This is a genomic window from Oceanispirochaeta sp. M1 (assembly GCF_003346715.1).
GTDB lineage: Bacteria > Spirochaetota > Spirochaetia > DSM-2461 > DSM-2461 > Oceanispirochaeta.
On record NZ_QQPQ01000002.1, the window covers coordinates 15,725 to 31,283 of the forward strand.

The following is a 15,559-nucleotide window of genomic DNA, read 5'->3' on the forward strand; positions in this document are numbered from 1 at the left end:
TTTACTCTCCGCCTACGGCAGCTGCCGTAAGGAGTTCCTGCTGCAGCTCTTCTTCCATCTGAGTCTGCAGATTAAACACATCTTTATAAAAGCCGTCTACGGTGATAAGTTCACCGTGACATCCCTGCTGTACAATCCTGCCCCGCTCCAGAACAAGGATTCTGTCCGCCTGTTTCAGGGTCTGGATTCTATGGGCGATAATGAAGGTCGTTCTCCCTTTCATCAGTTCATCCATGGCCTTCTTGATCTTTGCCTCTGTATCCGCATCCACCGCTGATGTTGAATCATCCAGTATCAGAATGCGGGGGTCCTTGAGGAGAGTTCTGGCAATGGCGATCCTCTGTTTCTGACCACCCGAGAGGCTCACACCCTTTTCACCTACCATGGTTTCATAACCCTTTGGGAATTTCACAATAGAGTCATGTACCGCCGCAGCCTTCGCCGCTGTTTCCATCTCTTCACGGCTCACTTCCCGGTCCAGGGAGTAGCAGATATTCTCGGCAACAGTCATGGAGAACAGAAAGGGTTCCTGCTGAACGATTCCTATATGCTGCCTCAAACTGTGGCGGTTGTAGCTGTGCAGGTCAGAACCGTCCAGAAGAATCTTACCTTCACTGTAGTCGTAGAAACGGGGCAGCAGATTAACCAGTGTTGTCTTCCCGGAACCTGTGGCTCCCAGAAGAGCAATCTTTTCTCCTTCCCGACAGCTGAAGCTGATATCATCCAGAACCTTTTCTCCGCTTCCATAGCGGAATCCTGCTCCCAGAAACTCCAGGTTTCCACGGATCTCATGAGCATCCTTTACATTACCGCTCTCCAGATCCTCCTGTGCCTCATCAAGAATCTCTCTTATACGTCTGTAGGAAACATGACTTTTTGAGATCTCTGTGATCGTCCGTCCCAGCTCCTGCATGGGCCAGATAAGGGCATTCACCAGACTTGAAAATGCGATAAAAGTACCGGGAGTAATAGTTCCGCGCATAGCCATATAGCCCCCCAGCAGAAGGGTCAGAGAGAACTGAAACCCGCAGAGGATATGACCGAAAGGCCAGTAAATACTATGCCACCAGGTGAGGCGCAGTCCCTTTTTCCGCTGCAGCTCATTGATCTCCTGAAATCGTTCTTTTTCCCAATCCTGCCTTGCAAAGGCACGAACCACCCTGATTCCCGAAAGATTCTCCTGAATCCTGTTGGACATTTTCCCTTCCACTTCCTGATACTCATCGTAAGCATTAAAGATTTTGAAAAAGAAGACCGTAGAGAGCACCCCTACGACTGGAACGACAATGACTGAAAATAGAGCCAGACGCCATTCAAGGAATAGAAGAATTGCCAGGTTGATTGTGAACTGAAAGAAGACCTGACTCACCTCGGGTATCTGATTGGCAAAGAATTTCCTTACCGTATCGACATCACTTGTGGATCTTTGAACCAATTCACCTGTCTGACTATTGTCATGAAAGGCAAAAGAGAGACGCTGCAGATGATCGTAGAGTGTGTTCCGGATATTCTGCGTTACCTTTTCTGAACAGTGGGCTTTACCCCGTCCATGTACATAACTGAGAGCTCCCTTTATAAGGGCTAGAAAGAGGTATACCGAGGCCCATGTAAGTAGGAAGTTCAAACCCTTAGCAGAGATCAGCAGACCGTCCACCACTTGCCGGATAACCATAAAACCAGCCATTTCTGCAGCGACTGTCAGTCCAAGAGCAGCTATGGAGATGATATAAAGGCTCCAGTTTCCCTTTAAGAGTGTAAAAAGAGTTAGAAAGGCTTTAAAGCCTGATTGTTTTGTTTTCTGATTCATTGATTCCGCCCTCCAGGCGGTATTGTAACTGGTTGATTCTGCGGTAGGAGTCCCGGATAATTTTATCCGGGCATAAAAAAACCGCAGAAACCCAAAGGCTGTCTGCGGTGCTGTATCAGTAAAAATCTGTTATCAGTCGGGTATCGCAGACGTATTCGTATGATAAACACATACGGGGTTAAGTTTGGCGGGGGATATTGATTTTATACTTAACATTAAACACGTCTCCTTGTTTTCTCTAGGATCGCGGTCAAAAGAACCACGATGATTTATTGAATAAACATAAAGCCTATCCCGGATTCTGTCAAGAAAAGCTATCCAAAAATCTTTTCAGCGGCTTTTTTAAAGGCTTTTTCAGAGCGTTTGATCATATCATCATCCACACAGTAGGAGAGTCTGAAGTAGCCGGGCAGGCCGAACCCTTTTCCCGGAACCGCCAGTACATTCTGTTCCTGCAACAGGTTAACAACCAATGTATCATCACCCATTGGAGCTCTTGGAAAGAGGTAAAATGTACCTTCCGGCAGATCCAGATCAAAGCCGCAGTCCTGCAGAATTTTCCCCAGGGCATCCCGTTTTCTCTGATACTGAGCAACATCCACAGCCGTTCCCTGAAGACGTCCGGCAACTCTCTGCATCAGGGCCGATGCATTCACATAGCCGAGGATTCTGTTACACAGTACGGCTCCATTCACAATATGATCCCTGTCTTCCAGTTCAGGGGCGATGGCCAGAAAACCGATACGCTCACCGGGTATGGAAAGATCCTTTGAATAGGAGGTACAGACCATTGTATGGGGGTAAATTGCAGGGATGGACGGGACTTCCGCTCCACCATAAACAATCTTTCTATAAGGCTCATCACAAAGGATATAGATACGTCTTCCCAATTCCTTACTCTTACGCTCCAGCATGCCGGCCAGATTCTTAAGAGTTTCTGCAGAATATACTTTTCCCGAAGGATTATTAGGTGAATTGATAATAACAGCCGCTGTTTTCTCATCAATGGCCTCTTCAAAGGCTTCTACATTGAGATCAAAACCTGGAAGGCAGTCCACCAACTCCAGAGTTCCACCATGGTTGTCACAATAAAATTTGTACTCCATAAAACAGGGCCGGCTGGCCAGAACCTTGTCACCGGGATTAAGAATTGTCTTAAGGGCTACATTCAGGGCACCGCCGGCGCCGCTGGTCATGAGGATATGAGCGGCCTCAAAGGGCACACTCTGCTCTTCTCGAAGATAGGCTGCAATCTGCTCACGGACAAAGAGATAACCCGCATTAGGCATATAGCCGTGCATGTTCTCCCTGGCAGCTTCTTCCAGAAGGATCTCAGTAAATTCTTTAGGAGGCAGGGCTGAGGGATTACCGATAGAAAAGTCATACACATTTTCTGCTCCGAATTCTTCTTTAAGGCGGGCACCTGTTTCAAACATCTTCCTGATAAAGGATGAAGAGGCCTGCATTTCTTCAATTTTCCTGGATACAGCCATGATATGTGTACTCCTGTTCTGTCTTATAATTTTATTTTCAATACTTTAGCAGTAAAAGTCCGATTTCACAATCGGCTCATGGATTTCATCTTTTCAATTATTCTTATACATCTTAATATTAAACAATGAATAACATTAAAAGACTCTTCTTATTCACTATGCTATTGGCTGCAATATCCTGCACAACGGTTAAATCAAACCAGATTGTTAAAATGCCTCCCCCTGCAGTGATGGATGATGAACAATATAATCCCTTTCTACATGGTGCTGTCATTCAGGACAGACACAGAGTTCCTTTACTTTATGCCACCAACAGATACCCCGCAACGGAAGATGACAGGGAACCTTATTATCTCAGCCGCAGATCTGAACTGGTCCGTCTGGGAATAGCCGGTATCGGAGTGGCGGAAGAAGGAAAAACATGGGATGACATGACCATGATAGAGGCCAGCAGAAGCAGCAAAAAAAAGGCGCTTCTGGAAGTAACGGATGTAGAGGAATTCGGGATTCTGGATTCATCGGCCTCCCCCTTCACTTCCCAGGAGTTCAGAGAGGATATTTCAGACACGGCAAAAGAGCGATTCCTCCTGGAACTTCGATCACAGTTGAAACAAACTGAAAGCAAAGATGTGGTTGTCTTTGTTCACGGCTATAATGTAAACTTTGAAAACCCCCTCCTTATGACAGCACAGCTCTGGCATTATTTTGGATACAGGGGTTCTTTTATCTCCTATGGCTGGCCGGCGACTCCCCAGAATACTGCCTATTTCAAAGACCTGGACACAGCAGCCTTCTCAGCCCGCAGTTTCAGGGTCTTCCTTGATTTTCTGGCAGAGCAGGAAGAAGTTGAGCAAATACATATTCTCGGTTACAGCGCAGGTACAAGACTGGTTACCAATGCCCTATATCAGAAGGCTCTGCAGATGAGCGAGATCCCTGCGAAAGAAGCCCAGCTGAAAACAAAACTGGGAACGGTTATTCTGTCAAACAGTGACTTGGACCGGGCACTCTTCGGTTCCTATCTGATAGACGGACAGTTGAATATTATGAAGCGGATGAACCTGTACAGTTCGTCAAAAGATATGGTTCTTGTAGGCTCTATGGCCCTCCACCTCGCTCCAAGGATGGGACAGACCATAGTAGAATCAGAAATAGATCCGCCCATAAGAGAGTTTTTCAACCAAAATGATAAGATCAATCTCATTGATGTAAGTAATGCCGAACATGTTAGTTCAAACGGAGGACATTTCTACTTCCTTGAAAGTCCCTGGGTCAGCAGTGATGTTTTATTCAGTCTTCTGACCGGTCTGGGACCTGAAGACAGAGGCCTGGTGCCCCACCCTGATCTACCCTTGTATGTATTTCCTCCAGACTATGTGGAACGGAGCAGGAAACTGATGGACCGTTTGAATACTGATTTCAGAAATAAATGATATTAAGGGAATCCACTCTCCCACGAGCTCTAAATAGTCCAATAAAGTACTCTTTTTCATTTCGAAGGCATTGACAGCGCCCTTTTAAAGGAATATAACGGAATACAAAGGAAATTGGAGGATTTTAGAGTATGGACAATGAGATTCTAACACTAGCTGAAGTTGCAGAATATCTTAAGCTCTCGGATAAGACGATTCTCAAGATGATCAAAAACCAGGAAATACCCTGTGCCAAGATCGCCAATCAGTGGCGTTTTTCAAAACCCGCCCTTAATGACTGGCTCACATCCAAGATGGAAGTGATTCCTCAGAATGATCTGTCACGGCTTATCGAAAAAGAGTATGACTCTGTCCCCCTCTCCCGTCTAATGGATCAGGAAAATATAATTCTCCCCCTCAAAGCCCGGACTAAGGAAGAAGTTATCAGGGAACTTGCCGAAAAAGCATATGAATCCCGCCTGATTTTAGAAAAAGAGGTCTTCATCAAGAAATTGATAGAACGTGAGGAACTCACCTCGACATCAATCGGAAGCGGAATTGCCATCCCCCATATACGCAAGGCTTCGGCCGAGGTTGTCAAAGAAGCAAAGATCATAATCGGAGTTTCAGAACAGGGAATAGACTTTGCCTCCTTCGACGGAGAGCCGACCAATCTGTTTTTCCTCCTTATATCAGACAGTGAGGTAGTTCACCTCAGGATTCTTTCCAAGCTGAGCAGCATTCTGAGAAATGAAGAGGCTGTAAAAGCTCTTCGCTCAATAAATAGCAAGAAAGGTTTTATTCAGTATTTTATTAAAGCTGAAGTTGATAATTTTTATTCTGTAGGCCCTTAGGCCTAAGGGTGTTATTCACTCAGGAAAACATAGGAGAATAGTAAATGATAGATTCACTAAGACCGGAATGTATCCGGATCGGCAGCGAAGCCCGCAGTAAAGAGGCTTTACTGAAAGAGATCAGCCAGCTGGCCTGTGAGTCAGCCGTATTGAAAGGTGTCAGTGCATCAGAAATTGAAGATGCCCTTGTAAAAAGAGAGGAGCTCAGCTCAACCGGCCTGGGATCTGGTGTAGCCATCCCCCACTGTTCCTTTGATTCTCTGGACGATTTCACTGTGGGTCTGGTAATTCTCAAGGATGGTATCGATTTTGATTCTATTGACAATGAAGATTCCCATCTGATTTTCTTCATCATCGGTTCCCATCAGAATAGAAACAAACATATAAAGATTCTCTCTTCTATCTCAAAGATCATGAAGGACAAGGAACTTTACAGTAAACTTATCAATGCCTCGGATCCTGCAGAAGCAGCAAAACTCCTGACAAGAGAAGAAGTAGAAACCATCCAGATTAAACCTTTTGAAAAATGTCAGTTTATTCTTCATATTCAGGAAGAGGAGATTTTCTCTGATGTACTGGAAATGATGTCCGGTGAAGTGGAAGGAGATGTTTCTGTTCTTGATTCTTCTACCGCAGGTTCCTATCTGAATAAACTGCCTCTGTTCTCTACCTTCTGGAATGAAAGCTCCTCAAGCTTCAGTAAAGTTATTATCGCCGTAATTGACAAACGTCTTATGAACGATACCATCCGCAGAATAAATCTTGTACGTCCCGCAGAACAGGGAGGGATACTTATTTCAGTAACCGATCTCCTTTATTTTGACGGTTCCATAGACTTTTAGGAGAATAAGTTTGAACTTAACATTCACCCATGCAACAAGCCTGCAGCCCCTGCTGGTTGTAGGTATTATGGTAGCTCTCGGTTTCTATGCCGGTAAGAGTATGAAATATATAAAACTCCCTTCAATAATCGGTTTTATGCTGATCGGAGTTTTTTTAGGTCCCTCATTCTTCAATATCGTAGACGAAGGATTTCAGCATAATCTTAGTTTTATTTCCGATATTGCCCTTAGTTTTGTGGCTGTGAGTATCGGAATTGAACTGAGTTTCTCCACTCTGAAGAAACAGGGCAAAGGCATAGTCATTGTAATATTTGCAGAATCCTTAATGGCATTTATTCTAGTTACAAGCCTCCTCTATCTTCTGACAAAAGATATTGCACTGTCCCTGATATTCGGCTCTATTGCACCGGCAAGTGCTCCTGCGGGAACAGTAGCCATTATTCAGGAATACAAGGCTAAAGGCCCTCTCACCAAGGCTCTGTTTTCAGTCGTAGGATTTGATGACGGCCTTGGTATTATTATCTTCGGATTTGCTGCCGCCTTTGCAAAATCCTTTTTGGCACAGGAAGCCGGTGCGGAAGCAGGCAGCTTACTGGTACTCCTGGCAGGCCCTCTCAAGGAAGTAGTATTCAGTATTATTATCGGTCTGGCTCTGGGATTTGTGTTTTGTCTTCTTGCCAGAAAGCTGAAATCAGCACGTGATATATTTATTCTGATGTTCGCATCAATCCTGATCTCATCAGGAATAAGCCATATGCTGCATCTCTCATTGATATTGACCAATATGATTCTTGGAATATTTATTGTAAATACTCAGTCTCATAGTCTGGTAGAGAAGATCCATAATGAGCTTTCAGAATTCATGCCTCTGCTCTTTGTTATGTTCTTTGTACTGGCAGGTTCCAATCTGCATATTTCCGCACTACCCAGCCTGGGACTCCTTGGACTTGTTTATATCCTTGGACGAACAACAGGTCTGATGGGTGGAGCAGCAATAGGTTCTGCCCTTGGTAAACTACCTCCCAATATCAGAAAGTATCTGGGGATGGGTATCCTTTCACAGGCAGGTGTTGCCATCGGTCTGGCACTTATTGTAAAAAATGAATTTTCTGCCTTCGGAGCCCACGGATCATATATCGGTGATACAGTTATCACAACCGTAACTGCCACCTGTATCTTTTTTGAAATAATCGGACCAATTCTAACAAAGATCGGTTTGGAAAAAGCAGGAGAGATCAAAACCACCTGATCTTTTCCATTATATCACCCAAATTGACTCAGCCTGCCTATATGGTGGGCTGAGTTTTTCTTTTCAGGACTATTTCCCATTCTGAGCATTCTACTACTGATTCCCAAACCGTACAAATATGTAATCTTTTTTCATTTTCATCTCCACAAAACCTCTATAGCTTCGATATTGACTGATTGGTCAGACAAATTTCGCAGTATATTTATACTTTGATTGACAAAGTGATCAGTTATACAGACAATCTATTTAGAAAGTGAATAAAATCCTAGGAGAGAGTAAATGAAAAAATTACAATCTGTTCTTATTGCAGCTCTGATGCTGCTCATGTCCGGTATGCTTTTTGCATCCGGTGGACAGGAAGCACCTGCGGCCAGTGACGATGGAATAGAAAAAATCAAAGCCGGTTTTGTCTACATCGGCCCTGCCGGAGACTTCGGTTGGACCTATGCCCATGATCAGGGACGTCTTTTTGCCGAGGCCGAACTACCCTGGCTCGAAACAATCACCGTAGAATCAGTTCCCGAAGGTGATGCAGTACGTTTTATTGACAGAATGGTTCAGGAACAGAAATGTGATGTTATCTTTACAACCAGTTTTGGATATATGGATGATACTGTAGCTGCTGCTGCAAAATATCCTGATGTTAAATTCTACCATGCTTCAGGATTCAAAAGATCCCCCAACATGGGAACATATATGGGTGACATGTATCAGATCTACTACATGAACGGTCTTATTGCCGGTGCCATGAGCAAAAGCAATAAAATCGGTTACGTAGCTGCATTCCCCATCCCCGAACTCTTCCGCCATATGAATGCATTTGCTTTGGGAATTAAAGAAGTTAATCCCGAAGCTACTGTAAGCGTTAAATGGATCTATGCCTGGTACGGACCCGATAAAGCAAGAGAAGCTGCCGAAGCTCTTATTGCCGAAGGTTGTGATGTACTCGGTTTTACAGAAGATACTCCCACAGTTGTTGAAGTAGCTCAGGAACATATGGAAAAGGGTGACGAAGTTTACGCTTTGTCTCACTACAGCCCCATGCAGGCATACGGAAAAGATGCATGTTTAACCGGTCAGCTTACAGACTGGGGTGTACTCTACAAACAGATGCTTCTTGATTACAAAGCTGATAGAGATGCTGATCTTACAGATTATGATCTTCTGTGGCTTATGAAAGAAAATGCTGTTGAGATGGGTGGTTCCTATGACGACAAAATCAATCCTATATACGTTGATACTCTGAAAGGAATCATGACTGATTCTGCAGATTTCGGAAGCATCTCTGTATACGATCTGGTTATGAAACGCTATGAGCAGATGAAATCCGGGCGTGACACATTTGATCCTTTTACAGGACCCATCTACGACCAGGCCGGAAACATGACTATTGCCGAGGGTGAAATGGCCTCTATCGGGCATCTTTTCGCTGAAATGATGTATCAGGTAGATAACTTTGATACACCTCTTCCCCAGCAGTAAGAATACAGCTCCTTAAGTAAAGGAGATAGAAAGGGACGCCTCGGCGTCCCTTTTTCAATTTCCGGACCTGAATAAGAAAAAAAGGTCTGACAATTGGGCCTCATCGGGGTATGATACTTCATCCCCTCCACGGAGAATTATTTTGAGTAGAATTAGAAAACTGGAAATGAAGGGAATCAGCAAATCCTTTGTCGGAGTCAAGGCAAATCAGAATGTTGACCTGACCATTGAAGCCGGTGATGTTCTTGGCCTGCTAGGTGAGAACGGCGCCGGTAAGACAACCTTGATGAATATCCTTTACGGACTCTATCTGCCTGATGATGGTCAGGTTAATATCAACGGTGAAGAGATAAGACTGCGAAATCCCAAAGACAGCATGCATGCCGGAATCGGAATGATCCATCAGCACTTTATGCTTGTACAGAAACACACTGTCCTTGAAAATATAGCTCTGGGATTTGAAGGAGCACCCTTCTTCTTTCCTCAGAAATATATGAGATCCCAGATCAAAGAGTATTCCGAGCGTTTCGGCCTCGAGGTGGACCCGGATAAAAAAATATGGGAACTGTCTGCAGGTGAACAGCAGAGAGTAGAAATTCTGAAGGCTCTCTTCAGAAATGCTGACCTCCTCATAATGGATGAACCCACTTCTGTACTCACACCTCAGGAAGCAGAAGACCTTTTTGGAATACTCCGAAAGATGAGCAGTCAGGGCCATTCGGTTATCCTGATCAGCCATAAACTGGAAGAGATTATGGCCATATGTAACTCTGTAATGGTAATGCGTAAAGGGTTAGTGACCGGCAGTGCCAGGATCGAAGATGTAACACAGAAAGACCTGGCCCGGATGATGATCGGCAGGGAAATCTCAGAGTGTTTTGATAAAGATGATCAGAAGCCCGGAGACACCATCCTTGAAGTCATGGAGATGCAAGTCAACAGTGACCAGAATATCCCCATTGTAAACAAGCTCTCTTTTAAGATTGCAGAACATGAAATTCTGGGAATCGCCGGAGTTTCAGGAAATGGACAGAGAGAGATGGTTGAAGCCATCACCGGTCTTCGTAGATCACTGGATGGAAAAGTTTTTCTCCATGGAAAAGACATCACCAATATGTCTGCCAGGAAGATTCATGATAAGGGAATAACTCATGTCCCTGAAGAGCGAATCAAACACGGAACGGTTTCCACACTCCAGCTTTTTGAAAACTCAGTACTGAAGCAGCATCATAAAAAACCATACAGCATCCGGAATCTGATGAACTATCCTCTGATCCGCAAACATGCTGATGAGCTTGTTAAGGCTTACAATGTGGATACAGCCTCCATCAATACTCCTGTAAAAAACCTTTCGGGAGGAAATATACAGAAGCTGATTCTTGGACGTGAGATCATGGCCGAACCGGATCTTCTTATTGCTGCCCACCCTACCTATGGACTGGATGTGGGAGCAGCAGAATACATAAGAAAAGAGCTCATCGCCTGCCGCGACAGAGGTGGAGCGGTTCTTCTGGTATCAGAAGACCTGGAAGAACTCTTTCAGGTCTGTGACAGGGTAGCCGTCATGTTTGAAGGCCGCTTTATGGGTATTGTAAATCCTGAAAACTGTGAAATAGATGATATCGGTATGATGATGGCCGGTTCCATGCCCGAAGAGGGAGGAGAGAAATAATGCCTCTAGTAACACTGCCCCGGGAGAAAACAACTCCCCGATTTACTGCAGCAGTTCTCCTGCTCTCACTGTTTGCAGGACTTTGTGCAGTCGGTATTGTATTTCTTACTTACGGAATCAATCCCTTCTACGCTATCTATGAAATATTCAGATCCTCCTTCGGGAGTGCGTTCGGATTTAAAGAAACCCTGACCAAAGCGGTCCCTCTGATCTTTATCGGAAGCGGTCTGGCACTGGCCTATAAAGCAAAATTCTGGAATATCGGAGCCGAAAGTCAGCTACTATGGGGAGCTATTTTTGCTACCTGGATCGGACTGAACTGGGGTCCCCATCTTCCCGGCCCTGTAATTATTCCCCTGATGTTTCTTGGTGGATTTATTGGAGGAGCTATGTGGGGGATTATTCCAGCTATCTTCAAGGTGAAATTTGGAATAAATGAAGTTATCTCAACCCTGATGCTCAACTATATTGCTGCTGAATTTGTAAAATATCTGGTGGTAGGCCCCTGGAAGGGAGCCACTAAATACGGCTATCCATACACCGACGATCTGCCGGATCATGCGATTCTCAAGCTGGTGCACCACACAAGAATATCAATTCCATTGCTGATCTTTTCGGTTGTGGTAGCATTGATTCTCTGCTTTGTTGTCTACCGGACCCGCTTTGGATATGAAGTTCGGGTAATCGGTGAAAACTCGGAAGCCGGAAAGTATGCCGGAATAGACTTTTTCAAAACGACCGTATTGATGATGGCTATCTCAGGGGGGGTTGCAGGCCTTGCAGGAGTTGGAGAACTGACGACCATACACAAACACCTGAGTTACCCCGAGACCATAAGTGCGGGCTACGGATTCACGGCAATTATCGTTGCCTGGCTGGGCCGGCTCAACCCCGCATTCTCCATTCTGTCAGGACTATTTTTTGCCGGAATTATTGTTGGTGGTGATGCTATTCAGATGTCCATGGGCCTACCCGCCTCCACGGTAAATGTTTTTAACGGACTGATCCTTGTATTCCTGATAATGGGAGACTTCCTCCTCAGCCACAGGGTTGTCTATAAAAGGAGAGTAAATTAATGCTTGATATAATAACATCAATTCTTATACGCACCATCATAGCAGGAACTCCCCTTCTGCTTGGAACATTGGGTGAAGTCGTCACCGAACGCGCCGGAATTCTCAACCTGGGAATTGAAGGAATGATGTCCGTGGGTGCAGTCACCGGATTTATCGTGACCTTCACAACCGGAAATCCCTGGCTGGGCATGATTGCGGCTATAATTGCGGGTGCTCTCATATCACTGATCCATGCCTTTGTCACCATATCCCTCAGGGCCAACCAGGTTGTTTCCGGTCTTGCCCTGACAATGCTGGGACTGGGACTGAGCGGTCTGTGGGGAAAATCCTATATCGGACGTCCCCTTCAGGCAAAGATGGCACCCATCGCTATCCCAGGACTATCTAAGATTCCAGTAGTGGGAGAAATATTGTTCTACCATGATGCCTATGTCTACCTTTCTGTCATACTCGGTCTTATCGTCTGGTTCCTCCTTAAATATACAAAGATTGGAATCACTGTCCGCTCAGTAGGAGAGAATCCCAAGGCAGCTGAAACTCTGGGAATCAATGTGACCCTGGTAAAATATGCCTGTGTTATGGTCGGTGGAGCTTTTGCCGGTATGGCAGGTGCTCATTTATCAACTGCCTACAGCAAATCATGGATAGAAGGGATGACCTCGGGTAGAGGATGGATTGTAATTGCCCTGACCATATTTGCCCTCTGGGAGCCTTCAAAGGCCTTCCTGGGAGCCTATGTATTCGGTGGTATCTTCGTAATCCAGTATGTTCTCCAGCCTCTGGGAATCTCTCCCAACCTGCTGGCCATGCTGCCCTACCTGACGACTCTCGGTGTTCTTCTGTCTTATGGAATGAGCAGTAAAGGGAAAAGGAAGATGAGTGCTCCCGCCACTTTGGGAGAACCCTATATAAGAGGAAGCAGATAAGCTGCCCTCTGCATAATAAAAAAACCGCCATACTCTTTGGCGGTTTTTTTTAGATTCATCCCGTATTACAAAATGAAGAATAGATATTCAGTCCGTCAAACATGAGAATCCTTGAATTTCAGAATTCTAATATCAAATAAACCTCAAATCCAAAAACTCAAATCCTCAATTATTTTCTGTTTTTGATTTTGAAATCGTTTATTTCGAACTATTCAGAACAGCTCTTTAGAGTTATAGTGCTGGACTATGAGCCTTACGACAAAGCAGCTGAGCAGCAACGGAATATTGATAAAGGGAATGGATACAGTCACGGGGAAGGAACTTATTTCCCTGATCACAAATATCTATGAAGATACAGAAACCTATACTGCAAATGACTTTGGATTCAATGATTTTTCAGGAATCACAAAACTTGATATAACAACAGAACAGGTCGCAAAAATCGCCAAGCTGAACCTACAATACCACAGGGCAAACCCAGAATACAGAATTGTAACATACACAACATCAGATCTGGTATTCGGATTATCCCGAATGTGGACATCCTATCTTGGTTCTGAGGGCCCAAAAACCTACCTGGCAAGAGACAAGGACAAGGCCGTGGAGTGGCTAAGTGCCGAACTGGATAGAGAAATAACACTTCGCTGATTTCAATTGATCCAATTTGACATACTATACTAAATAAGTAATAATTAAATCATGCATAAAATAATTCCTCTATCATTCCTGCTTTCTTTAAGTTTCAGTTTATATGCAGCTCCTCTCTTTATTCCAGAGCTGAAAGAGGGAAGAGATGCAAGACTGACAATTCAGAAAGGTGAGCTCATATTAAACGGTATCAAAAGCGATACTTTTGGATATAACGGAGATTATCTGGGCCCGACTCTCCGATTTGATGCAGGAGATAATGCAGATATACACATATTAAACAGTATTGGGGAGTCAACAACTCTCCATTGGCATGGGATGCACATCCCGGCGGAATTCGATGGAGGACCTCGTCAGATCATTCAGAAAGATGAGCTGTGGAATCCTGTGTTTCAAATTCGACAAGCTGCATCTACCCTCTGGTACCATCCCCACCTTATGGGAAAAACTGCTGAGCATGTGTATAAAGGTCTTGCAGGGATGATAATTATTGAAGATGAATTCTCAAAAGCATTGAATATACCTTCTGACTACGGAACTAATGATATACCACTGATACTGCAGGACAGGAGGATTGACAGAGATGGCAGTTTTACATACTCCCCTTCAATGCCGGATATATTGCATGGCTATAATGGAAATATTCTTCTGGTAAATGGACAGATATCACCTCAGTTGAATATTGATGGAGGAATTATTCGCTTTAGAATACTGAATGGCTCCAATTCCAGTCTCATGCAGATTCGTTTTGATGACAACAGATCATTCAGAGTTATTGCTTCTGATGGTGGATTTCTTCCAGAGGCAGTCGAAATGAAAGAATTGGTTCTGTCACCGGGAGAACGTTTTGAAATTCTCACAGATTTCTCAAAAGCCGGGAAATCTGAACTCATATGTGATGTATATGGAATTACCAGCTATTCCGCCCTTAGTATAGAGTCAAAGGGGAATAAACAGGATTCTATGGAGAATATAAATACGGATAGACCTTTTTCTGTCAGAGGTGAAAATCATATTGCGAAACGACGGGAATTCAGAATGGAAACCAGAGGGATGAGAGGTTTCTCCATAAACGGTAAAACCATGGATATTGATAGAATAGATTTTGAAACTACTCAGGGAGAAGCAGAACTTTGGACTGTCAGGAATGTTGGAATGGGGATGATGCGGGTATTGCACTCATTCCATGTCCATGATGTTCAGTTCAGGATAATAGATATGAATGGGGAGGCACCTCCGCTCCATCTTGCAGGACCAAAAGATACGGTCTTACTGATGCCTGGAGATACGGTCCGTTTTGTATTGAATTTTCAGGATTATGAAGGTGTATACATGTATCACTGTCATTTTCTGGAGCATGAAGATAATGGCATGATGGGGCAGTTTGAGGTAATAAAATGATTTACTCGCCCTTCATCCTGTATCCGATCCCCCGGACAGTTTCAATTATATTACCCCGGTCTCCCAGCTTCTTACGGATACCTAGAATCTGCACATCAACAGAACGGGCTGTGACAGGATAGTCCTCACCCTTTACTGAATCAATAATCTGATTTCTTGAAAAAACCCATCCAGGATTCTTTGCAAGAAAACGGAGGATGCCAAACTCTGTCGCAGAGAGATTGATAGGCTCTCCTGCAAGATGTGTCTCATGTCGGGCTGTATCAATAACGATGTCATGGATTCTGATGATTCTGTCAGAATTTTCTTCCTTCCCTTCACTGGCAGTGCGCCGCAGTGCCGCCTTAACTCTGGCGATAAGGATACGTGGACTGAATGGTTTGGTGATATAATCATCAGCACCTGTTTCCAGTCCGCTTATAATATCATCATCCTCAGAGCGGGCTGTAAGCATGATTACAGGCACAGTTGCGGTAGAGGGATCTTTCCTAAGTTGGGAACAGACTTTCAATCCATCCATTCCCGGCAGCATCAGGTCCAGAATAATCAGGTCAAAATCTCCGCCTTTTGCCAGAGCCAGACCTTCTTCACCATCCCGGGCCTTTTCAACTTCATAACCACTCATCTCCAGATTGAAAGAGATCAGTTCGCGAATATCAGCTTCATCTTCTACTATCAGCAGTTTTGCCATTATTTA

General features: G+C 44.4%; 13 protein-coding genes. 10 read left to right on the forward strand and 3 right to left on the reverse strand.

The window, feature by feature from the left end; translation table 11 throughout:
• Window position 1: 1 nt before the first annotated feature.
• Complete coding sequence (locus DV872_RS01285) at window positions 2–1,807, reverse strand: ABC transporter ATP-binding protein (RefSeq protein WP_114628026.1); 1,806 nt, start codon at window positions 1,805–1,807, stop codon at window positions 2–4.
• A 314-nt stretch (window positions 1,808–2,121) separates the two neighbouring features.
• Window positions 2,122–3,300, reverse strand: a complete 1,179-nt coding sequence (locus DV872_RS01290) for a pyridoxal phosphate-dependent aminotransferase (RefSeq protein ID WP_114628027.1) — start codon at window positions 3,298–3,300, stop codon at window positions 2,122–2,124.
• Between the two features lie 125 nt (window positions 3,301–3,425).
• Between DV872_RS01290 and DV872_RS01295 the strand changes: the two genes are divergently transcribed.
• The 10 genes from DV872_RS01295 to DV872_RS01340 all read left to right on the forward strand — a co-directional run bounded on the left by DV872_RS01295 (window position 3,426) and on the right by DV872_RS01340 (window position 14,862).
• Entirely contained in the window at window positions 3,426–4,733 is a 1,308-nt protein-coding gene (locus DV872_RS01295) for an alpha/beta hydrolase (protein WP_114628028.1), read from the forward strand.
• Window positions 4,734–4,864: 131 nt separating this feature from the next.
• Window positions 4,865–5,566 (forward strand): fructose PTS transporter subunit IIA, encoded by a 702-nt coding sequence (locus tag DV872_RS01300; RefSeq protein WP_114628029.1) that lies wholly within the window; start codon window positions 4,865–4,867, stop codon window positions 5,564–5,566.
• A 44-nt stretch (window positions 5,567–5,610) separates the two neighbouring features.
• A complete protein-coding gene (locus DV872_RS01305) occupies window positions 5,611–6,408 on the forward strand; it encodes a PTS sugar transporter subunit IIA (protein ID WP_114628030.1) in 798 nt (265 codons plus the stop codon).
• 10 nt (window positions 6,409–6,418) lie between these two features.
• On the forward strand, window positions 6,419–7,657 hold the full coding sequence (locus DV872_RS01310) for a cation:proton antiporter (protein WP_199563408.1): 1,239 nt from the start codon (window positions 6,419–6,421) through the stop codon (window positions 7,655–7,657).
• A gap of 279 nt (window positions 7,658–7,936) precedes the next feature.
• Window positions 7,937–9,139, forward strand: coding sequence for a BMP family ABC transporter substrate-binding protein (locus tag DV872_RS01315; RefSeq protein ID WP_114628031.1), 1,203 nt, complete (start codon window positions 7,937–7,939; stop codon window positions 9,137–9,139).
• A gap of 142 nt (window positions 9,140–9,281) precedes the next feature.
• A complete protein-coding gene (locus tag DV872_RS01320) occupies window positions 9,282–10,811 on the forward strand; it encodes an ABC transporter ATP-binding protein (protein ID WP_114628032.1) in 1,530 nt (509 codons plus the stop codon).
• Window positions 10,811–11,887 carry an ABC transporter permease gene (locus tag DV872_RS01325; protein ID WP_114628033.1) on the forward strand — a complete coding sequence of 359 codons (1,077 nt, stop codon included), beginning with the start codon at window positions 10,811–10,813 and terminating at the stop codon, window positions 11,885–11,887. The genes DV872_RS01320 and DV872_RS01325 overlap by 1 nt, the downstream gene beginning before the upstream one ends.
• Window positions 11,887–12,813, forward strand: coding sequence for an ABC transporter permease (locus DV872_RS01330; protein WP_114628034.1), 927 nt, complete (start codon window positions 11,887–11,889; stop codon window positions 12,811–12,813). The genes DV872_RS01325 and DV872_RS01330 overlap by 1 nt, the downstream gene beginning before the upstream one ends.
• A 246-nt stretch (window positions 12,814–13,059) precedes the next feature.
• Window positions 13,060–13,461 (forward strand): hypothetical protein, encoded by a 402-nt coding sequence (locus tag DV872_RS01335; RefSeq protein WP_114628035.1) that lies wholly within the window; start codon window positions 13,060–13,062, stop codon window positions 13,459–13,461.
• A gap of 51 nt (window positions 13,462–13,512) precedes the next feature.
• A complete protein-coding gene (locus DV872_RS01340; protein ID WP_114628036.1) occupies window positions 13,513–14,862 on the forward strand; it encodes a multicopper oxidase family protein in 1,350 nt (449 codons plus the stop codon).
• Between the two features lies 1 nt (window position 14,863).
• On the opposite strand, the gene DV872_RS01345 is transcribed toward DV872_RS01340, so the two are convergent.
• Window positions 14,864–15,553, reverse strand: a complete 690-nt coding sequence (locus tag DV872_RS01345; protein ID WP_114628037.1) for a response regulator — start codon at window positions 15,551–15,553, stop codon at window positions 14,864–14,866.
• Window positions 15,554–15,559: the final 6 nt, after the last annotated feature.